This window comes from Agromyces tardus (assembly GCF_003710805.1).
GTDB lineage: Bacteria > Actinomycetota > Actinomycetes > Actinomycetales > Microbacteriaceae > Agromyces > Agromyces tardus.
In genome coordinates this window covers 1-19462 of sequence record NZ_RHHB01000066.1, presented here as the reverse complement: position 1 = coordinate 19462, position 19462 = coordinate 1, and the positions used below count along the sequence as shown (strand labels likewise).

Genomic DNA, 19462 nt, shown 5'->3' with positions numbered 1-19462 from the left:
CCGCCTCCTCGGGGCCGCCGGCCGAGCCGCCCGCGCCCGCTCCGGGCGAGGGCGCACCTCGCGGCTGAGCGGATGCGGCGCGCTCTCGCCCGGGCGGCGGGGCGCGCCGAACGGCGGGCCGTGGGGGTTACGCCGTGTGTCGGCATCCGTTGCCCGCACCCTGGCCCGCTCGTAACGTGGGCGACGGATGCGGCGGGGCCGCACCCGGACCCCTGAAGGAGACCTCACATGAGCGAGCACGCCGCCGACTGGCGCTTCGAGACGAAGCAGGTGCACTCGGGCGCAGCCCCCGACCCCGTCACCAAGGCCCGCGCCACCCCGATCTACCAGACCACGTCGTACGTGTTCGACAACGCGCAGCACGCGCAGAACCTCTTCGCGCTCGCCGAGTTCGGCAACATCTACACGCGCATCATGAACCCGACGCAGGCCGTCGTGGAGGAGCGCCTCGCCGCGCTCGAGGGCGGCAGCGGAGCCCTCCTCGTCGCCTCGGGCCAGGCGGCCGAGACGTTCGCGGTGCTCAACATCGCGCAGGCCGGCGACCACATCGTGTCGTCGTCGTCGATCTACGGCGGCACCTACAACCTGTTCAAGTACACGCTCGCGAAGCTCGGCATCGAGACCACCTTCGTCGAGAACCAGGACGACGCCGACGAGTGGCGCCGTGCCGTGCGCCCCAACACGAAGCTCTTCTTCGCCGAGACGATCGGCAACCCGAAGATCAACATCCTCGACATCGAGCTCGTCGCGGGCATCGCGCACGAGTCGGGCATCCCCCTCATCGTCGACAACACCATCGCCACGCCGTACCTCATCCGCCCGTTCGAGCACGGCGCCGACATCGTCATCCACTCGGCGACGAAGTTCCTCGGCGGCCACGGCACGGTCATCGGCGGCGTCATCGTCGACGGCGGCACGTTCGAGTGGTCGAAGAACGTCGAGAAGTTCCCGGGCCTCACCGAGCCCGACCCCTCGTACCACGGCGCCAGCTACACCGCCGCGGTCGGCGACCCGCTCGCCTACATCATCAAGGCCCGTGTGCAGCTCCTGCGCGACCTCGGCGCCTCGATCGCGCCGGCGAGCGCCTGGCAGCTCATCCAGGGCATCGAGACCCTCTCGCTCCGCATCGAGCGCCACGTGCAGAACGCGCAGGAGATCGCCGAGTGGCTCGACAACCACCCGGACGTCGCGAGCGTCAACTACTCGGGCCTGCCCTCGAGCCCCTGGTACGCCGCCGCCAACAAGTACGCCCCCAAGGGCGTCGGCGCGGTGCTGTCGTTCGAGCTCAAGGGCGGCGTCGACGCCGGGCGGGCGCTCGTCGACAACCTCTCGCTGTTCTCGCACCTCGCCAACATCGGCGACGTGCGCTCGCTCGTGATCCACCCCGCGTCGACGACGCACTCGCAGCTCACCCCCGAGCAGCAGCTCACGACCGGCGTCACGCCGGGCCTCGTGCGCCTCTCGGTGGGCATCGAGAACATCGACGACCTGAAGGCCGACCTCGAGGCCGGGCTCGCCGCCGCGCGCGCCGCGGTCGACGCAGCCCGGGTCTGACCCGCCCCGCACCGCAGACGACGGATGCCGCGAGCCCACGCCGGGCCCGCGGCATCCGTCGTCTGCGGCCCTGATCGCGCGGAGCACCGCGCGGCATCCGTAACATTGCCCGCCGAGGTCGCGGCGACCGGGAGAATCGAACCATGGACTGGCAGACGAGGTCGGAGACGGTGCCCGCGAGCATCGTGCCCGACATCGGGCCGCACATCCACGTGGGCCGCGCGCCGGTCACGGGCGCCTGGCGCGAGGGCGACCCCGTCGGCGACCGTCGCTTCGTGCGCATCGGCGACGTCGAGCTCGACTCCGGCGCGGTGCTGCCGAACGCGCGCATCGCCTGGGAGCACTGGGGCGAGCTCTCCCCCGCCCGCGACAACGCCGTGCTCGTGCTGCACGCCCTCACGGGCGACAGCCACGTCGTCGGGCCCGCCGGCCCCGCGCACCCGAGCGCGGGCTGGTGGCCCGGGGTCGTCGGGCCGGGCCTCGCGATCGACACCGACCGCTGGTTCGTCGTGGCCCCCAACGTGCTCGGCGGATGCCAGGGCTCGACGGGACCCGCCTCGCTCGCCCCCGACGGCGTCGAGTGGGGCCCGCGCTTCCCGTTCCTCACGATCCGCGACCAGGTGCGCGCGCAGCTCGCGTTCGCCCGGGAGCTCGGCATCGAGCGCTTCGCCGCGGTCGTCGGCGGCTCGATGGGCGCGATGCACGTGCTCGAGTGGGCGATCATGGCGCCCCACGCGGTCGAGCGCATCGCCGTGCTCGCCGCCCCCGCGGCGACGACGGCCGACCAGATCGCCCTCAACTCGGTGCAGCTCGAGGCGGTGCGCAGCGACCCCGCGTTCCGGTCGGGGGCGTACTACGACGCGCCCGAGGGCGACGGCCCCACGCGCGGGCTCGCGCTCGCCCGCCGCATGGCGATGCTCAACTACCGCACGCCGGCGGAGCTCAACGACCGCTTCGCGAGGGACTGGCAGTCGGGGCTCGACCCGCTCGGCGGCGGCGGTCGCTTCGCCGTCGAGTCGTACCTCGACTTCCACGGGAACAAGTTCACGCGCCGCTTCGACGCGAACAGCTACCTCGTGCTCACCGAGGCCATGAACTCCCATGACGTCGGTCGCGGGCGCGGCGGTGCGGCATCCGCCCTGGCCGCCGTGCGGGCGAAGAGCCTCGTGCTCGGCATCGACAGCGATCGCTACTTCCCGCTCGCCGGGCAGCTCGAGATCGCGGGGCACCTGCCCCGCAGCGTGCACGGGCCGGAGCCGGTCGTCGTGTCCTCCGAATACGGGCACGACGCGTTCCTCATCGAGGAGTTGGCCGTCGGATCCGCGCTGCGCGGCCTGCTCGAGGCCTGACCCGCCGCGACGGGGCCGCTTCCGGAGGCGGAACTCCGGTATCTTCGACATGACGGCACCTCAGGTTCGTCGGGCCGTCGATGCTGCGAGAGGGGTGGCATGCGCCGGATACACAAGGAGCGCGATCGGCTGCTTCGGCGGATGTGCCGCGCCGCGGCGCTGATCGGCACCGCCGGCACCCTCGCCTGCCTCGCCGTGCCCGGGTCGATCGACGGCACCCGGTTCGCGCTCGTCGTGGTCCTCGACCTCGCGGCGCTCGCGCTGCTCGTGGTGCACACGAACCGCGGCGCGCCCGCCCCGGCGGTGGGGGCCTACGCAGCGACGCTCGCCATCCTCGTCGTGCTCGCAACCGATCCGACGCTCGATCCGGCCGCGAGCTCCGCGCTCACGGCCACTGCCGCCCTCTCCGCTGCGTCGCTGAGCTTCACCGTGATCGTCGGCGAACGCGGACCCGTGCTCGTGGCGCTCATGGCGGCCGGCACGCTCGCGGCCATCGCCGTCGCCTCCGCGAACGGCAACGACATGCTCTCCGAGTCGATCTTCGCCTTCGCGGGCTGGGGCTCGTGCGTCGCCATCGCCGTCTGGATCGTCCGCGCGATCGACCGTGCGGCGGAGCGCATCGACGAGGTCGGCCACGCGCATGAGGCGGAGCGCCTCGCGAGCGAGGCGGAGGCGCAGCAGCGCCAGGATGCGCGCGTGCTGCACGACACGGTGCTCGCGACGCTGAGCCTCCTCGCCCACTCGGGCGTGGGGGTCGGGGCGAGCGCCCTGCGCCAGCAGGCCGGCGACGACGCACGCCTGCTCAAGCAGCTCCGGCTCGGCGCACCCCTCGATCGCGGCTCCACCGCGATCTTCTCGCCGGAGCCCGACGAGGACGCCCTCAGCACCACGTTCGAGTCCGTGCGGCAACGGTTCTCGCGAATGGGGCTCGACGTCAAGTGGCACGGCGCCGGACAGCTCGTGTTGCCGCGCGAGACGCTCGACGCGCTCCTCGGCGCCCTCGGCGAATGCCTCGAGAACGTGCGCCGGCACTCCGGCGTCCGCGAGGCGGACGTCACGATCAGCGACGACGACCACACGGTGCGGGCCATGGTGACCGACGCCGGCTCGGGCTTCGAGCCCGACGGGATCGACAGCGCCCGGCTCGGCTTCGCCGAGTCCGTCGTCGGGCGACTGCACTCCGTGGGCGGGCGCGCCCGCGTGTTCAGCTCGCCGGGTTCCGGCACGACCGTGATGCTCGAGGTACCCAAGCCATGAACGACGAGGTGCGCACCGGCGAGGCCGCCCCCGGAGGGCGGCGCGAGCAGCCGTTCCGGCGGCCGACCCGATCGGCGCGGGCGGCGGACGACATCCGCAGCGCGCACGGCGGGCGCCGGCTCGCGACGGGGATCACGGTCGCGGCGATCCTGGTCGTCGCCGCCTACGTGCTGCACGCCCTCGTGATCGCGCCGCTGTTCCCGCCCGGGCGCACTGCGTTCGCACCGTGGACGGCGTTCGGGATCACCACGCTCGTCGTGTTCGTGGTCGCACGCATCGTCCGGGGCATGCCCGACTGGCTCTTCGGGGTGCTGGTCGCGGGCATCGCGGTGACGGTCGCGCTCTCGATCGTCTCCACCTCGGGCCTGCTCTACCTCGGCATCACCCCCACGGCGGCGCCCGCGACCGGCGCCGTACTCATGGTCGCCGCCGCCATCCGCGAGACCCGCGTCCCCCTCGCGACGTCGGCCGTGGTGGCGGGAGTGCTCTGCGTCGCGGCGCTCGTGCAGGTCGGGGAGGCCGGGACGCGCACGGTCGTCGGCGTCGCGATGGCGTGCAGCACCGTCGTGCCGGTCGTGCTCGTGACGTTCGCCGTGCGGGGCTTCCGCCGCATCGTCGGCCGGGAGCTCGACCTCTCCCTCGTGCAGAGCACCGTGGCGACGCCGCGCTCGGCCGTGGGGATGCGCGCATCCGAGGAACTCGCCGAACTCGACTACGACGCCGAGGCGCTCCTCGAGGACGTGGGGTCGGGGCGCATCGCGATCCCGCTGCCCGCCGAAGCGGCGGAACAGGCCGGCAAGCTGGCCGCCCGGCTGCGGATCCGGCTCATCGAGGGCCGCACCGACACCTGGCTGCGGCATGCGGTGACGGAATCCGCCTACCTCAACGATCGCGTCACGGTCGACGACCCGGCCGGCCTCGCCGGGCTCCTCTCGCCCTCGCAGCGCGACGGCCTGCTGCTCGCCATCTGGCTGGTCGCCGGCGAGCGCGCCACCCCGAAGACGGGGTCGATCGGCGTGCACGTGCGGTGCCGCGACCTCCCCGACGACGAGCGCCGCACCGCCGCGGATCGCACCGACCGCGCCCCCGACGCGCCGGACCTGCGCATCTCGATCGACGTCACGGGGGTCACCCGCCGACATGTCGACGCGGCTGCGTGGGAAGCGGTCGGTAGTGTCGGATCACACGATGTCGTCTCGGGACCCGACGGGTTCCGGATCGACGTCGACTGCCGGGCCGACCCGAACGCCCGCGCAGGCGGCACGGCATCCGCCGGTGCCGCCCGTCCGAGGGGAGCTTGAATGCCCGACAACTCCGTCCCGTCCATCCGACTCGCGATCGTCGACGACCATCGCATGCTGCTGGGGGCCCTCTCCGAGTGGCTCCGCGGCGCGGCGCCCGACATCGAGCTCGTGGCCGCGGTCCCCTCGTGGTCCGAGCTGCTCGCCCACCCGGAGTTCCCCGTCGACGTCGTGCTCCTCGACCTCGACCTCCGCGACAACATCCCCATCTCGCTGAAGCTCTCCATGCTCAAGTCCGCGGGCGTGCAGACGATGCTCATGAGCACCTATTCGGAGCCCGCGGTCGTGCGGGAGGCGCTCGGCGCGGGCGCGCTCGGCTACCTCGTGAAGTCGGAGCCCGTCGAGACGATCGTCGAGGCCATCCGTGCGGCGCGCAGCGGTGACCCCTACCTCTCCGCGGAGCTCGAGATCGCCCTGTCGGAGGACGGTGCCGCGCCCAAGCTGAGCGCCCAGGAGCGACGGGTGATGGCGCTCTACGGCGCCGGGCAGCCCGTGAAGGCCGTGGCGTTCCAGCTCGGCATCTCCGAGGAGACGGCGAAGAGCTACCTCAAGCGGATCCGCGAGAAGTACCGGGCCGCCGGCTACGACGTGGGAACCAAGGTCGCGCTCCGCAAGCGCGCGATCCTCGACGGCATCCTGCTGCAGTCCGACTGAGGCCCGGCCCGCAGGACGGACCCGGCGGCCCGGATCAGTCGGCGACGACCTGCATCGCGCCCGTGACCGACGGCATCGGGATGCCGCGACGCCCCCGCATCCGGTCGACCGCGAACGACGTGACGGCGAGCACGCTGCCGGCCGCGGTGAGCAGCAGGCCGATCCAGACCGGGGCGACGTAGCCGAGGCCCGCCGCGATGGCGGCACCGCCGAGGATCGCGCCGAGGCTGTTGCCGATGTTGAGTGCCGAGTGGTTGAGCGCGGCGGCGATCGACTGCGCGTCGCCCGCGACATCCATGAGCCGTGCCTGGATCGCCGGTGACAGCGCTGCGGATGACGCGCCCACGAGCAGCACGCCCGCGACGAGCCCGACGGGGTTCGTCGCCGTGAGGCCCAGCAGCACGAGCGCGGCGGCGAGCACCGCGAAGAACAGGTACATCGAGCGGCGCACGCTCCAATCGGCGAGGCGGCCGCCGACGAGGTTGCCGGCCGTCATGCCGATGCCGAACACGATGAGCACGACGGGCACGAGCACGGGGTCGAGCCCCGTGACCTCGGTGGCGAGCGGGGCGACGTAGCTGTACACCGCGAAGAGGCCGCCGAATCCGATCGCGCCGATGCCGAGTGCGAACCACACCTGCACCCGCGTGAACGCCCCGAGTTGGCGACGCATGGTCGCTGCGGGGTCGCCGGCCTGCCACGGCACCGCGAGCAGCACCGCGACGAACGTGGCGACGAAGATGGCGGCGACCGCGAGGTAGGCGACTCGCCAGCCCGCGGCCTGCCCGAGCCACGTGATCGCCGGCACGCCCACGACGTTCGCGATCGTCAGCCCCGAGAGCACGAGGGCGACGCCGCGAGCGCGCTTGCCCGGGCCCATGAGGCTCGCGGCGACGAGCGAGGCGATCCCGAAGTAGGCGCCGTGCGGCAGCGCCGCCACGAAGCGCGCAGCGAGCACGAGCGGGAACGTCGGCAGCAGCGCCGAGGCGATGGTGCCGATGCTGAAGGCCGCGAGCAGCACGAGCAGCAGGCGCTTGCGCGGCCAGCGGGCGGCGGCCGCGGCGATCGTGGGCGCGCCCACGACGACGCCGAGCGCGTATGCCGAGATGATCCAGCCGGCGGCGGCGTTCGCCGCGTCGGGCGAGGTGGCGGCGAGGCCGGGCAGCAGGTCGGCGGCCATGTCGGGCAGCAGGCCCATGGCCACGAACTCGGTGGCGCCGATGCCGAATCCGCCCATGGCGAGCGCCAGGAGGGCGAAACGGGTACGGGCCGGCGACAGCGTCGTCGGCCCGTTCGAAGACTGGGTCACCCGTCGATCATCGCACGGATCGAATCGATTCGACAATCGCGTGGTCCGCGCCGATCCCGAGGGCACGCCGACGGCGCGGCGATCAGCCGTCGTTCTCGATCGCCGCTTCCAGGCGATCGAGCTTCGCGTCGAGCTCACCCGTGAAGCCGGGGCGGAGGTCGGCCTTGAGCACGAGCGAGACGCGCGACCCGTAGTCCCCCACCGCGTCGGTCGCGTCGCGGATGACCTGGAAGACCTCGTCCCACTCCCCCTCGATCTCCGTGAACATGGACGTGGTGCGGTTCGGCAGTCCCGACTCGCGCACGATCCGCACGGCGGCGGCGACCGCGTCGTGCACCGAACCGTCGCTGCGACCCGTGCCGCTCGGTGCCACCGAGAATGCGACCAGCATGATGAGCCTCCTCCGTCGAGGGCCCGACGCGCTCAGGCCCGCACGCGCCCAGCCTGCCACACGGCCCGCACCGACCAGGCGAGCAGCGCGACGAGCAGGGCGACCTTGCCGGTCAGCACGAGCACGAACGCCGGGTCCGCGACGAGGAGCCAGCCGTACCAGTACGGGTAGATGACCTGCGTGAGCAGCGCGATCGCCGCGGCGAGCACCGCCGGCACCGTGAACCGGCGTCCGCCCAGCACGATCCCGAGCACGACCGGTGCGGTGAGCCACGTGACGAACTGCGGCGACCCCACCTTGTTCGCGAGCATCAGCACGACGACGAACGCGAGCGCGAGCGGGGCGAGCAGTGCGCCGAGCGGCGCTCCACGGCGGGCCGCTCGGATGCCGAGGAGCAGCACGACGGCGACCGCGACGACCATGACGGGCGTCGTCAGGCCGGCCGCGGCATCCGCCCCCGGCCCCTGGATCTGGAACGTGAGGATGTCGCGGTCGTACTCGATCGTCACGGTCTTCGACCCCGCGACGATCGCCCACAGCCACGCCACCGCGACCGGCGCCTCGACCTGGAGCCCCCGGCCGGCCTGCTCGGCGACGAAGCCGAGCGCGTTCGCGCCCGAGCCCGCGAGCAGGCTCACGGCAACGATGCCCACCGACAGCGCCGCGGCGATCGTGACGACCTCCATGCGACGCCGCGACGCGACCACGAGGGCGGCGACGAGCGCCGCGGGCCAGACCTTGACCCACGCGCCGATCGTGAGGAGCGTCGCCGCGACCCGGGGCCGCCCCGCCGCCCACAGCAGCCCGAGGATCGCGATGGGCACCGTGACCGCGTCGATGCGACCGAGCGCGATCGGTCCGAGCACCGCGAGGAAGCCGACCCACCACCACGCCGCGGCACGGCGGCGACGCGAGAGGCGTGCGCGACCCAGCAGCACCGAGAACGCGATCGCGTCGAGCAGCGTCACCATCACGAGCCAGGTCTGGCCGTAGTACTCGGCGCCGAATGCGAGCGCGGCGGTCATGGGCGCGAACGCCAGGATCGGGTACACCCACGGCGCGTCGATGCCCATGCGCAACCAGCCGTGCTGCGCGGTCTCCGCCCAGACCCGGTAGACCCCCGTGACGTCGCCGAACGGGTAGCCGGGGCCGACGAGGTTCAACCAGGCCAGCACGACGTGCACGACCACGAACCCCACCCACAGCGCGTGCCGACCCGCGAGCAGGCGACGGATGCCGCGGCTGCGGGTGGTCTCGTTCGCCACCCCGACCGAGCCCTCCGCCATGGGCCGAGCCTAGCCGAGCGTCACACTCGGCCACGAGCCGCGCGCGAAGCCGCCGAATCGTGGATGCTTGGATGCACCGCACCGCATTCCCGTTGTTCCCACGCACGCACCGGAGGCAGCCTTGACCGCACGCACCCCGTTCCTCACCGCCGCGGCCGCGGCCGTCGTCCTCGCCCTCACGGCCTGCGCCGGATCCGGCGGCGGCACGGACGAGCCGAGCGACAGCGCGTCCGCATCGGGCTACCTCACCGAGGGCAAGCTCACGATCGGCACCGGCGAGCCGGCCTACTACCCGTGGGTCATCGACGACGCGCCCGAGTCGGGCGAGGGCTTCGAGTCGGCCGTGGCCTACGCGGTCGCCGACGAGCTCGGCTTCGCCGCCGACGACGTCGTCTGGGTGCGCACGACGTTCGACCAGGCGATCGCGCCGGGCCCCAAGGACTTCGACTTCAACCTGCAGCAGTTCTCCATCACCGACGAGCGCAAGCAGGCCGTCGACTTCTCGTCGCCGTACTACGAGACGACGCAGGTCGTCATCACCGTCGAGGGGTCGCCCGCGGCATCCGCCTCGACGATCGCCGACCTGAAGCCGCTGCTGATCGGCGCCCAGACCGGCACGACGAGCCTCGACGCCATCGAGCAGGTCATCGCCCCCGACGCCGGCGCGCAGGTCTTCAACACCAACGACGACGCCAAGCTCGCCCTGCAGTCGGGCCAGGTCGACGCGATCGTCGTCGACCTGCCGACGGCGTTCTACCTCACCGGCGTCGAGCTCGACGGCGGGCTCATCGTGGGCCAGCTGCCCGGCACCGAGGGCGCCGACCAGTTCGGCCTCGTGCTCGCGAAGGATTCTCCGCTCACGGCGAAGGTGACTGCGGCGGTCGACAAGCTCCGCGAGGACGGCACGCTCGCGGCCCTCGCCGAGCAGTGGCTCGGCGGCGACGACACGGCGCCCGTCCTCGAGTGACCCCGTCCGAACCGACCTCGGCGTCGCCGGCGGCTGCCACCGCCGGCGACGCCGTCGCGCCGAGCGCGATCGAGCTCGAGCGGCGCGCGTATCGCGAGAGCCGGCGTCGGCGTTCCATCCTCGTCAGCCTGCTCTCCACGATCGTGCTCGCGATCGCGCTCGGCTCCGTCGTGCTCGGCTCGCCCGGATGGGAGCAGGTGCAGCAGACCTTCTTCAACCCGCAGGTCGCGCTCGACTCGCTGCCGCGCATCCTCGAGGGCCTCTGGCTGAACATCCAGGTGCTCGTGTTCGCGAGCATCCTCGTGGCGGTCTTCGGGCTGCTCATCGCGACGCTGCGCACGCTGCGGGGGCCGGTCTGGTTCCCCGTTCGCGTGCTCGCGGCGGGCTACACCGACCTGTTCCGCGGCCTGCCGCTCATCATCGTGCTCTACCTCGTCGGCTTCGGCATCCCCGGCCTCGAGTTCACCGAGCGGATGCCGGCGGCGTTCTGGGGCACGATCGCCCTCACCCTCACGTATTCGGCATACGTCGCGGAGGTGTTCCGCGCGGGCATCGAGGCCGTGCACCCCTCGCAGCGGCTCGCGGCACGATCGCTCGGACTCAGCCACGGGCAGTCGATGCGGCGCGTCGTGCTCCCCCAGGCGGTGCGCAAGGTCACGCCGGCGCTCATGAACGACTTCGTCGCCATGCAGAAGGATGTCGGGCTCATCTCGGTGCTCGGCGCCGTCGACGCCGTGCGCGCCGCCCAGATCGAGACCGCGCAGACGTTCAACTTCACGCCCTACGTCGTCGCCGGACTCCTGTTCGTGCTGCTCTCGTGGCCCACGATCCGGCTCACCGACTGGGTCACCGCCCGCATGCGGGCGCGCGAGCAGATCGGGGGGATCGTATGAGCGCGCCGGCCGAGACGGTACTGAGCCTGCGCGGCATCCGTCGCTCGTTCGGCGAGGTCGAGGTGCTGCACGGCATCGACCTCGACATCGCCGCCCACGAGGTGGTCGCCCTCATCGGCCCGTCGGGCTCGGGCAAGTCGACCCTCCTGCGGGCCGTCAACCTCACGGAGCCCATCGACGACGGCGTCGTGCTGCTGCGGGGCGAGGACATCAGCGATCCGCGCGTGAACGTCGACCGGGTGCGCGCGCGCATCGGCCTGGTGTTCCAGCACTACAACCTCTTCCCGCACCTCAGCGTGCTCGACAACGTCACGCTGGCCTCGCGCGTCGTGCACGGCTTGCGCCGCGCGGAGGCCGAGCGCCGAGGCCTCGAGCTGCTCGACTCCATCGGCCTCGCCGACTTCGCGACATCGTTCCCCGACCGGCTCTCGGGCGGCCAGCAGCAGCGCGTCGCGATCATGCGCGCGATCGCCACGAACCCCGAGCTCCTCCTGCTCGACGAGGTGACGAGCGCGCTCGACCCCGAGCTCGTGGGCGAGGTGCTCGCCCTCATCCGATCGCTCGCCGAGGCCGGCACGACGATCCTCATGGCCACGCACGAGATGACCTTCGCGCGCGAGGTCGCCGACCGCGTGGTGCTCCTCGACGCCGGTCGCGTGGTCGAGAGCGGCCCGGCTGCCCAGTTCTTCGCGAACCCGCGCGAGGAGCGCACCCGCGCGTTCCTCTCGCGCGTGGCGCGCTGAGCCGCGCGGGCCGGGCAGGGACGGGGCGGGCCGAGCCGGGCGCGCCGAGCCGGGCGCCCGCCGAGCCGGCGGTCAGCCCCGCAGCAGCCTGCCGATGACGACGGGCACGTGGTCCGCGACGTCGAGCGCCAGCACGGGCCCACCCTCCCATGCCTCGCTCGCGATGCGCGCCGCCTCGGAGTGCACCCAGGCGGCGGTGGCCGCGAGGCGCGTGATCGCCCACGGCTCGGCCTCGAAGCGGTCGTGGTGCGTCGCGACGAGCGCACCGAGGATGCCGCCGAGCACGTCGCCCGTACCGGCGCTCGCGAGCCAGTGCGTCGACGCCGTGACGGTGAACCGCGCCCCGTCGGGATCGCACACGTGCGTGACGGCGCCCTTGAGGAGCACCGCGACCTGCAACTCGGCGGCGGCGCGCTCGGCCCAGGCGGCGGGGTCCGCCTCCACCTCCTCGAGCGTGCACTCGATGTCGCGCGAGAGGAGCAGCCCCGTGAGTTCTCGCGCGTGCGGCGTGATGACCGTGGGCGCGGTGTGGGTGCCCACGAGGTCGAGCCCGCCGGCGTCGAGCACGACCGGCACTCCCGAGGCCAGGGCGTGCTGCAGGTCGCCGCTCAGGATGAAGGGACGATGGCCTGCGTCGATCCCCGACCCGAGCAGCCACGCCTGCACGCGGCCCGGCATGGTGACCGTCTCGGGCCGGCGGGCGAGCACGACGGAGCGCACCGAGCGCGGTCCGCTGTAGCGCACCATGCCCACGCCCGTGCGATGCGCGGCCTCGACCCCGAGCACCGCGGCACCCGGATACTCGATCGAGCCCGTCATCACGCCGAGCACGCCGCGCCGGTACTTGTCGTCCTCGCCGTCCGGCGCCGCGACCCAGCGGGCGGCGTCGGCTTCCGTCCATTCGCGCCACGTCCCCATACGGCAACGATAGGTTGAAGGGGATGCCGCCGACAGTCCTCGCACCCATCGCCCTCGCTCCCCGCGTCGTCGTCTTCGACTACGGGGAGGTCATCTCGCGCGCGCCGTCCCCGGAGGACCGCGCTCGGCTCGTGCGCCGCGCCGGCTCGGGCGACGCCGAGTTCTGGCCGGCGTACTGGCGGCACCGCGACGGCCTCGACCGCGGCACCCTCTCGATCGCCGACTACTGGGCGGAGGTCGCCGGCGACCTCGGGGCGTCATGGACGCGCATCGACGTGCACGAGCTCTGGGCGATCGACCACCGCATGTGGCTCAGCGTCGACCCGGCGACGCTCGCGGTGCTCCACGCGCTCCGCGACGGCGGCACGCGGCTCGCGCTCCTGTCGAACGCCGGGCCCGACTTCGGCGGCTGGCTCCGGCACGGGTCGTTCTCGCCCCTGTTCGAGCGGGTGTTCGTCAGCGGCGAGCTCGGACTGCTGAAGCCCCACGCCGACATCTACGCGCACGTGATGGCCGAACTCGGCATCGCGGCATCCGAGTTCGTCTTCATCGACAACAAGGCCGTGAACGTCGAGGGCGCCGTCGCCGTCGGCGGCGCGGGGCACGTCTTCACGGATGCCGCGGGGCTCGAGTCCTGGCTGCGGGAGCTCGCCGCGTGAGCGCCGCCGCCGCCGCTGCCGCTGCCGCTGCGGGCAACGGTCCTGACGGCCCGGCCCTGTTCCGGCCCATCACGATCCGCGAGCTCACGATCCGCAACCGCGTGTGGGTTCCACCGCTCTGCCAGTACTCGGTGACCGAGCGCGACGGCGTCCCGCACGACTGGCACCTCGTGCACCTGGGCGCGATGGCGGCGGGTGGCGCGGGCCTCGTGATCGCCGAGGCGACCGCGGTGACCCCCGAGGGCCGCATCTCCGACCACGACACGGGCCTGTGGAACGACGAGCAGGCCCGCGCCTGGTCGCGCATCACCCGGTTCCTCCGCTCCCAGGGCGCCGCCTCCGGCATCCAGCTCGCGCACGCGGGCCGCAAGGCGTCGGTCTGGCCCGAGCCGACGCGAAAGCCGGGATCGCAGCCGCTCGACGAGGGCGGCTGGACGACGGTGGCGCCGTCGCCGGTGGCCTTCGACGGCCTGCGCGAGCCGGTCGCCCTCGACGAGGCGGGCATCCGCGCCGTGATCGACGACTTCCGCACTGCCGCGCGCCGCGCGGTCGACGCGGGCTTCGACGTGGTCGAGGTCCACGCGGCGCACGGCTACCTCGTGCACCAGTTCCTCTCGCCCCTGTCGAACCTGCGCGACGACGACTGGGGCGGCAGCCTCGAGCACCGCGCGCGGCTGCTCCTCGAGATCGTGCGCGAGGTGCGCGCGGAGATCGGCGAGCGGATGCCGCTCTTCGTGCGGTTCTCGGCCACGGACTGGGCGCCCGGCGGCTGGGACGAGGCGCAGACGGCGATCGTCGTGGGCTGGGCGCGCGACGCCGGTGCGGACTTCTTCGACGTGTCGACCGGCGGCCTCGTCGCGAACGCGAGGATCCCGGTCGGCCCCGCCTACCAGGCGCACCTCGCCGAGTACGTCGGCGAGCGCGCCGGCGTCTCGGTCTCGGCGGTCGGTCGCATCACGTCCCCCACGCAGGCCGAGGAGCTCGTCGCCTCGGGCGCCGCCGACGCCGTGATGTTCGGCAAGGCGATGATGCGCGACCCGCATTTCGCGATGCGGGCCGCGCACGAACTCGGTGCCGGCACCTCGATGTGGCCGGTGCAGTACCTCCGGGCGCGGCCGGAGGCCAACGACGGCGAGTGGTGAGGCCGGGGCGAGCCGTCCCCGACTCAGTGCGACTGCAGCATCGACCTCGCCTGGGCGAGCATCGACGCGTCCTTCGGCTGGGCGAGCGCGATGATGTTGCCCTCGCTGTCGTCGAACCAGGCGCCTCGTTCGCCGTCCATGTCGACGACCCCGTCGACCGTCTTGATGCCGGGCAGGTCGTACTCGTTGAAGGTCACGCCGTGCACGCGCAGCGCCGTCATGTCGCGCTCGAGATCGTCGGTGAGGAGCGAAAGCGCGGTGTTCTTCGCCGTTCGCGCGAACTGCGTCTCGTAGACCATGACCGGGATGCCGCCGACCATGTAGAAGTCGCCGCCCTCGTCCGTCCGCACGGGCTCGAGCCCGAAGACGTCCTTCCACCACTTCCGCGCACGCTCCATGTCGGATGCGGGGAGCACGGCCATCGCAATGGTGTTCTCGAACATGAGTTGATCTCACTTTCCCTGTAGACGTGCGCAGTCTACGCTCGGGGAACGGGCCCGTGCAGCCCCCGTCCGGGATGCGGTTCAGCTCCTCCGGGTGGCGTCCTCGACCTCGCCGACGAGCTCCTCGATGATGTCCTCGAGGAACACGACGCCGGTCGTCGCGCCCTGCTCGTCGAACGCCCGTGCGACGTGCGTGCCGAGGCGGCGCATCGTCGCGAGCGCGTCCTCGAGGTCGGTCCCGCGGAAGATCGACACGAGGCGCCGCACTCGCTTCGCGGGCAGCGGATCGTCGAACTCGTCGTCGTCGAGGTCGATCACGTCCTTGAGGTGCACGTAGCCGTCGGGCTCGCCGTCCTGCCCGCGGATGACGTACCGCGAGAAGCCGTGGCGCGCGACCGCGCGCTCGACGTCGCCGGGCGTGGCGTCGGGCGGCAGGCTCACGAGCCCCGACATCGGCACCGCGACATCCTGCACCCGCTTGGTGGTGAACTCGAACGCTGCGGTCAGGGTGCCGCTCGCGTCGTCGAGCACGCCCTCGCGGCGCGACTGCCGCACGATGGTCTGCACCTCCTCGAGCGTGTACGTCGAGGTGGCCTCGCTCTTCGGCTCGACGCCGAACAGCCGCAGCACGCCGTTCGCGGTCGCGTTCAGCGCCACGATCACCGGTCGGAACACCCGTGCGAAGAACACGAGCGGCGGCGCGAGCAGCAGCACCGCACGGTCGGGCACCGAGAACGAGAGGTTCTTCGGCACCATCTCACCGAACACGACGTGCAGGTACGACACGAGCACGAGGGTGATCACGAACGCCACCGTGCCGACGACCTGTTCCGACCACCCGGTGAGCGCGAGCGGGATCTCCAGCAGGTGGTGGATCGCCGGCTCCGACACGTTGAGGATGAGCAGGGAGCAGATCGTGATGCCGAGCTGGCTCATCGCGAGCATGAGCGTCGCGTGCTCCATCGCCCAGAGTGCGGTCTTCGCGCTGCGGCGGCCCTGTTCGGCGAGTGGCTCGATCTGAGATCGCCGCGCGGAGATGACGGCGAACTCCGCGCCCACGAAGAACGCGTTGCCGATGAGCAGCACGATCAGCCAGGCGATTCCGGCCCAGTCGCTCATCGCTCCACCTCCGAGAGGACATCTCCGTGCTGGGGGGTGGGGGCGGGCGTGAATCGCACGCGGTCGATGCGCCGGCCGTCGAGTCGCTGCACGCTCAGGGTGCCCTCCTCGAGCTCCACCTCGTCGCCGACCGCGGGGAGGCGCCCGAGGCTCGCCATCACGAAGCCGGCGACCGTCTCGTAGGCTCCGTCCTCGGGCACGCGGATGCCGGTGCGCTCGAGCAGTTCGTCGGGGCGGAGGATGCCGGGGAAGCTCACCACCTCGCCGCGGCGCACGATGCCCGCCCGGGTGCGATCGTGCTCGTCGGCGACCTCGCCCACGAGTTCCTCCACGAGGTCCTCGAGGGTCGCGACGCCGGCGGTGCCGCCGTACTCGTCGACGACGACCGCCATCTGGAAGCCGCGGCCCCGGAGCTCCCCGAGCAGCACGTCGAGCTTCATCGTCTCGGGCACGCGCAGCGCCTCGGACTGCAGCGCCGACGCCGGCACCGAGGTGCGCTTCTCGCGCGGCACCGCCACGGCCTGCTTGACGTGCACGAGGCCCACGACGTCGTCGAGGTTGTCGTCGTAGACCGGGAACCGGGAGAACCCGGTCTGCCGCGCGAGTTCGATGACGGCTTCGGCGGGCTCGAGCCGTTGCACCGCCGCCACGCGGGGGCGCGGCGTCATGACGTCGGATGCATCGTGGTCGGCGAACCGCAGCGTGCGACCGAGCAGCGTGGCCGTGTCCTGCTCGAGCACGCCCGCGCTCGCGGAACGGCGCACGAGCGACGAGAGCTCCTCCGCGGAGCGTGCGCCCGACAGCTCCTCCTTGGGCTCGATGCCGACAGCGCGCAGGATGCCATTGGCGCTGCCGTTGAGCACGCTGACCGCGGGCCGGAACACCCACGTGAACGCCGTCTGGAACGGGATCACGAGCTTGGCGGTCGCGAGCGGCAGGGCGAGCGCGAAGTTCTTCGGCACGAGCTCGCCGATGACCATCGACAGGAGCGTCGCGATCACGATGGCGGTCGTCGCGCCGATCGGGCGCACGAGCGCCTCGGGCAGGCCGAGCGCGGTGAGCGGACCTTCGAGGAGCGACGAGATCGCCGGCTCCATCGTGTAGCCCGTGAGGAGCGTCGTGAGCGTGATGCCGAGCTGGGCGCTCGACAGGTGCGTCGACGTGATCTTGAGGGCCTCGATCGTCATGCCGAGACGGGTCTCGCCGCGGGCGCGGCGCGCCTCGAGGTCGGATCGATCGAGGTTGACGAGCGCGAACTCGCTCGCGACGAACAAGCCCGTGCCGATCGTGAGGAGCAGTCCGATGCCGAGGAGGATCCACTCAGACATCGCCACCTCCTCGCTCGGTCACGGGCGAAGGTCTATGGCCGGGTGAACTCGCAGAAGGGGGGTCATCCATGGTCAGACGAGTATATCGACGCGCCGCGGGCTGCAGCGGCCGGGCGCCGGAGATGTCACACGAACGTCACAGGCACCCGCGGCATCCGCTCGCAGTCACGGCGGCCCACACCGGCCGGCCGGACGCGACCGCTACCAGCTGACCGGCAGCGCCTTGCCCTCTTCGTAGCCCGCGGCCGACTGGATGCCGACGAGGGCCCGGTCGCGGAACTGCTCGAGGTCGCGCGCGCCGGCGTACGTGAACGCGCTGCGCACCCCCGAGGTGATCATGTCGAGCAGGTCCTCGAGCGACGGGCGCCCCGGGTCGAGGAAGATCGACGACGACGAGATGCCCTCGGCGAAGAGCTCCTTGCGGGCGAGCTCGTACGGCGAGAGCCGCTCGAACCGCTCCTTCACCGCCTTCGTCGACGCCATGCCCCAGCTCTCCTTGTAGAGCCGTCCGGATGCATCGCGCCGCAGCACGCCGGGCGCCTCGATCGTGCCCGCGAACCACGAGCCGATCATGACGGATGCCGCGCCGGCGGCGAGCGCGAGCGCCACGTCGCGCGGGTACCGCACGCCGCCGTCGGCCCACACCCGGGCCCCCAGCTGCCGCGCCGCCTCGGCGGTCTCGAGCACCGCCGAGAACTGCGGACGCCCCACCGCGGTCATCATGCGGGTCGTGCACATCGCGCCGGGGCCCACGCCGACCTTCAGCACGTCGGCCCCGGCGTCGACCAGGTCGGCCACCGCGTCGGCCGTGACGATGTTGCCCGCGACGACCGGGACGGTCACGTGGGCGTCGCGCACCGCGCGCACCGCCGCGATCATGCCCTCCTGGTGGCCATGCGCGGTGTCGACGACGAGCATGTCGACACCCGCCGCCACGAGTGCGCGGGCCTTCGCGCCGACGTCGCCGTTGATGCCGATCGCCGCCGCGACGCGCAGCCGGCCGGATGCGTCGGTGTTGGCCTCGAAGACCGTGCCGCGCAGCGCGCTGCGGCGACTGAGGGTGCCCACGACGCGGCCGTGCTCGAGGACGGGAGCGAAGTCGAGGCCCGCGTCCACCATGAGGTCGAAGGCACGGCGCGGCGTCGCGACGTCGTCGGCGTCGAGCGAGGTGAGGTCGCCGTGCACGAGGTCGCCGAGCCGTGCGTCGGGCAGGGCCGTCGCCAAGCGGGTCGCGATGATGCATCCGGCGTACTGCTCGCTCGCGTCGTGCAGCACGATGCCGTGCCCCTCGACGGCGGGCAGCACCGCGAGCGCATCGGCGACCGTCGCGTCGACGTGGAAGAGATGCGGCACGTCGAACCGCGGGGAGCGCGACTTGACCCACCGGATCGACTCGTCGAGCTGCTGCAGCGGCAGGTCCTGCGGGAGCACGCCGATGCCGCCGCGGCGCGCGAGCGTCGCCGCGAGGCGCGGACCGGTGACGGAGTTCATGTTCGCGGACACGATCGGGATCGAGGCGCCCGACCCGTCGTCGGTCGCGAGCGAGACGTCGAGTCGGCTGCCGACCCCCGACCGGCTCGGCACGAGGAAGACGTCGGAGTACGTGAGGTCGTGCGTCGGCGCGGTGCGGTAGAACTCCATGGATTCACGCTACCGCCGCGGGGGTGCCCGCGCGCCGCCGGAAGGGGTTTAGGCTTGTGGGGGCGTTCCGCGCGGCCCCCCTGACCGCACGTCGCAGCGCCGCCAGCAGGGTTATCCAGCATCAACGGAGAGAGTGGGCGAGAGGCTGTGTCGAGCCAATTGACCGGGTCGGGATCCGACGAGACGGCGTCGGGCGAGTTCGGAGCCAACGAATGGCTCGTCGACGAGATGTACGAGCGGTTCCTCGCCGATCCGCAATCGGTCGACGAGACGTGGCGCCCGGTGCTCGAGCACTACCGGCAGGTGAAGACCTCCACAGCCACCGCCACCCTTCCTCCCGAGCAGGCGGTCGCGCAGGACGGCGCAGGCGCCCCGCCGGCCCCCGCGGCACCGGAGGCCCCAGCGGCATCCGCTGCCCCGGCGCCCGCCGCCGCCCCGGCTCCCGCAGCCGAACCCGAGGCACCGGCGGCTGCTCCCGCTCGACCCGGGCGGCCCGCTCTGCATCGAC

19 protein-coding genes are annotated in these 19462 nt (G+C 72.5%); 11 read left to right on the top strand and 8 right to left on the bottom strand.

What is annotated here, in order from left to right:
* Positions 1 to 228 precede the first annotated feature (228 nt).
* The 5 genes from EDM22_RS18140 (at position 229) to EDM22_RS18120 (ending at position 6115) form a co-directional block, all read left to right on the top strand.
* A complete protein-coding gene (locus EDM22_RS18140; protein ID WP_122938490.1) occupies positions 229 to 1554 on the top strand; it encodes a bifunctional o-acetylhomoserine/o-acetylserine sulfhydrylase in 1326 nt (441 codons plus the stop codon).
* Between the two features lie 143 nt (positions 1555 to 1697).
* Complete coding sequence (gene metX / locus EDM22_RS18135; RefSeq protein WP_122938489.1) at positions 1698 to 2903, top strand: homoserine O-acetyltransferase MetX; 1206 nt, start codon at positions 1698 to 1700, stop codon at positions 2901 to 2903.
* A gap of 99 nt (positions 2904 to 3002) precedes the next feature.
* Positions 3003 to 4160, top strand: coding sequence for a sensor histidine kinase (locus EDM22_RS18130; protein ID WP_122938488.1), 1158 nt, complete (start codon positions 3003 to 3005; stop codon positions 4158 to 4160).
* Positions 4157 to 5461: a hypothetical protein gene (locus tag EDM22_RS18125; protein ID WP_122938487.1), complete on the top strand. Its 1305-nt coding sequence runs from the start codon at positions 4157 to 4159 to the stop codon at positions 5459 to 5461. Before EDM22_RS18130 ends, EDM22_RS18125 begins: the two co-directional genes overlap by 4 nt.
* The gene (locus tag EDM22_RS18120; RefSeq protein WP_122938486.1) at positions 5462 to 6115 is read left to right on the top strand and encodes a response regulator transcription factor; all 654 of its coding nucleotides are present in this window, start codon (positions 5462 to 5464) and stop codon (positions 6113 to 6115) included.
* Positions 6116 to 6149: 34 nt separating this feature from the next.
* Here EDM22_RS18120 and EDM22_RS18115 read toward each other — a convergent pair whose 3' ends face one another.
* The 3 genes from EDM22_RS18115 to EDM22_RS18105 form a co-directional block, all read right to left on the bottom strand.
* Entirely contained in the window at positions 6150 to 7424 is a 1275-nt protein-coding gene (locus EDM22_RS18115) for an MFS transporter (protein WP_122938485.1), read from the bottom strand.
* An 82-nt stretch (positions 7425 to 7506) separates the two neighbouring features.
* Positions 7507 to 7815: a thiamine-binding protein gene (locus tag EDM22_RS18110; RefSeq protein ID WP_122938484.1), complete on the bottom strand. Its 309-nt coding sequence runs from the start codon at positions 7813 to 7815 to the stop codon at positions 7507 to 7509.
* Positions 7816 to 7847: 32 nt separating this feature from the next.
* Positions 7848 to 9101 (bottom strand): glycosyltransferase 87 family protein, encoded by a 1254-nt coding sequence (locus EDM22_RS18105; RefSeq protein WP_122938483.1) that lies wholly within the window; start codon positions 9099 to 9101, stop codon positions 7848 to 7850.
* Between the two features lie 121 nt (positions 9102 to 9222).
* On the opposite strand from EDM22_RS18105, the gene EDM22_RS19890 reads away from it, so the two are divergent.
* Genes EDM22_RS19890 through EDM22_RS18095 form a run of 3 tightly spaced genes read left to right on the top strand, consistent with a single transcriptional unit; the run spans position 9223 to position 11704 of the window.
* Entirely contained in the window at positions 9223 to 10068 is an 846-nt protein-coding gene (locus EDM22_RS19890) for an ABC transporter substrate-binding protein (protein ID WP_212591989.1), read from the top strand.
* A complete protein-coding gene (locus EDM22_RS19885) occupies positions 10065 to 10961 on the top strand; it encodes an amino acid ABC transporter permease (protein ID WP_425455161.1) in 897 nt (298 codons plus the stop codon). The genes EDM22_RS19890 and EDM22_RS19885 overlap by 4 nt, the downstream gene beginning before the upstream one ends.
* Positions 10958 to 11704, top strand: a complete 747-nt coding sequence (locus EDM22_RS18095) for an amino acid ABC transporter ATP-binding protein (RefSeq protein WP_122938482.1) — start codon at positions 10958 to 10960, stop codon at positions 11702 to 11704. The genes EDM22_RS19885 and EDM22_RS18095 overlap by 4 nt, the downstream gene beginning before the upstream one ends.
* Before the next feature lie 72 nt (positions 11705 to 11776).
* Here EDM22_RS18095 and EDM22_RS18090 read toward each other — a convergent pair whose 3' ends face one another.
* Positions 11777 to 12622 carry an ADP-dependent NAD(P)H-hydrate dehydratase gene (locus EDM22_RS18090; protein ID WP_122938481.1) on the bottom strand — a complete coding sequence of 282 codons (846 nt, stop codon included), beginning with the start codon at positions 12620 to 12622 and terminating at the stop codon, positions 11777 to 11779.
* 23 nt (positions 12623 to 12645) lie between these two features.
* Between EDM22_RS18090 and EDM22_RS18085 the strand changes: the two genes are divergently transcribed.
* A complete protein-coding gene (locus EDM22_RS18085) occupies positions 12646 to 13281 on the top strand; it encodes an HAD family hydrolase (protein ID WP_122938480.1) in 636 nt (211 codons plus the stop codon).
* Entirely contained in the window at positions 13278 to 14423 is a 1146-nt protein-coding gene (locus EDM22_RS18080; RefSeq protein ID WP_245989532.1) for an NADH:flavin oxidoreductase/NADH oxidase, read from the top strand. The genes EDM22_RS18085 and EDM22_RS18080 overlap by 4 nt, the downstream gene beginning before the upstream one ends.
* 23 nt (positions 14424 to 14446) lie before the next feature.
* On the opposite strand, the gene EDM22_RS18075 is transcribed toward EDM22_RS18080, so the two are convergent.
* The 4 genes from EDM22_RS18075 to guaB1 all read right to left on the bottom strand — a co-directional run bounded on the left by EDM22_RS18075 (position 14447) and on the right by guaB1 (position 18954).
* Positions 14447 to 14866, bottom strand: a complete 420-nt coding sequence (locus EDM22_RS18075; RefSeq protein WP_245989531.1) for a VOC family protein — start codon at positions 14864 to 14866, stop codon at positions 14447 to 14449.
* An 81-nt stretch (positions 14867 to 14947) separates the two neighbouring features.
* Positions 14948 to 15985: a hemolysin family protein gene (locus tag EDM22_RS18070; protein WP_122938479.1), complete on the bottom strand. Its 1038-nt coding sequence runs from the start codon at positions 15983 to 15985 to the stop codon at positions 14948 to 14950.
* Positions 15982 to 17313 (bottom strand): hemolysin family protein, encoded by a 1332-nt coding sequence (locus tag EDM22_RS18065; RefSeq protein ID WP_122938478.1) that lies wholly within the window; start codon positions 17311 to 17313, stop codon positions 15982 to 15984. Before EDM22_RS18065 ends, EDM22_RS18070 begins: the two co-directional genes overlap by 4 nt.
* Positions 17314 to 17514: 201 nt before the next feature.
* Positions 17515 to 18954: a GMP reductase gene (gene guaB1 / locus EDM22_RS18060; protein ID WP_122938477.1), complete on the bottom strand. Its 1440-nt coding sequence runs from the start codon at positions 18952 to 18954 to the stop codon at positions 17515 to 17517.
* 147 nt (positions 18955 to 19101) lie between these two features.
* Here guaB1 and EDM22_RS19715 point away from each other — a divergent pair.
* A partial coding sequence (locus EDM22_RS19715; protein WP_212591988.1) for a 2-oxoglutarate dehydrogenase E1 subunit family protein occupies positions 19102 to 19462 on the top strand: 361 nt, incomplete at its 3' end.

What these genes read in the sequence shown, in the direction of transcription:
- EDM22_RS18090 (WP_122938481.1), bottom strand. Translation starts at nt 12,622, where the DNA reads ATGGGGACGTGGCGCGAATGGACGGAAGCCGACGCCGCCCGCTGGGTC.
- EDM22_RS18125 (WP_122938487.1), top strand. Translation starts at nt 4,157, where the DNA reads ATGAACGACGAGGTGCGCACCGGCGAGGCCGCCCCCGGAGGGCGGCGC.
- EDM22_RS18070 (WP_122938479.1), bottom strand. Translation starts at nt 15,985, where the DNA reads ATGAGCGACTGGGCCGGAATCGCCTGGCTGATCGTGCTGCTCATCGGC.
- EDM22_RS18065 (WP_122938478.1), bottom strand. Translation starts at nt 17,313, where the DNA reads ATGTCTGAGTGGATCCTCCTCGGCATCGGACTGCTCCTCACGATCGGC.
- EDM22_RS18095 (WP_122938482.1), top strand. Translation starts at nt 10,958, where the DNA reads ATGAGCGCGCCGGCCGAGACGGTACTGAGCCTGCGCGGCATCCGTCGC.
- EDM22_RS18110 (WP_122938484.1), bottom strand. Translation starts at nt 7,815, where the DNA reads ATGCTGGTCGCATTCTCGGTGGCACCGAGCGGCACGGGTCGCAGCGAC.
- guaB1 (WP_122938477.1), bottom strand. Translation starts at nt 18,954, where the DNA reads ATGGAGTTCTACCGCACCGCGCCGACGCACGACCTCACGTACTCCGAC.
- EDM22_RS18085 (WP_122938480.1), top strand. Translation starts at nt 12,646, where the DNA reads ATGCCGCCGACAGTCCTCGCACCCATCGCCCTCGCTCCCCGCGTCGTC.
- EDM22_RS18105 (WP_122938483.1), bottom strand. Translation starts at nt 9,101, where the DNA reads ATGGCGGAGGGCTCGGTCGGGGTGGCGAACGAGACCACCCGCAGCCGC.
- EDM22_RS18120 (WP_122938486.1), top strand. Translation starts at nt 5,462, where the DNA reads ATGCCCGACAACTCCGTCCCGTCCATCCGACTCGCGATCGTCGACGAC.
- EDM22_RS18075 (WP_245989531.1), bottom strand. Translation starts at nt 14,866, where the DNA reads ATGTTCGAGAACACCATTGCGATGGCCGTGCTCCCCGCATCCGACATG.
- EDM22_RS18140 (WP_122938490.1), top strand. Translation starts at nt 229, where the DNA reads ATGAGCGAGCACGCCGCCGACTGGCGCTTCGAGACGAAGCAGGTGCAC.
- EDM22_RS18130 (WP_122938488.1), top strand. Translation starts at nt 3,003, where the DNA reads ATGCGCCGGATACACAAGGAGCGCGATCGGCTGCTTCGGCGGATGTGC.
- metX (WP_122938489.1), top strand. Translation starts at nt 1,698, where the DNA reads ATGGACTGGCAGACGAGGTCGGAGACGGTGCCCGCGAGCATCGTGCCC.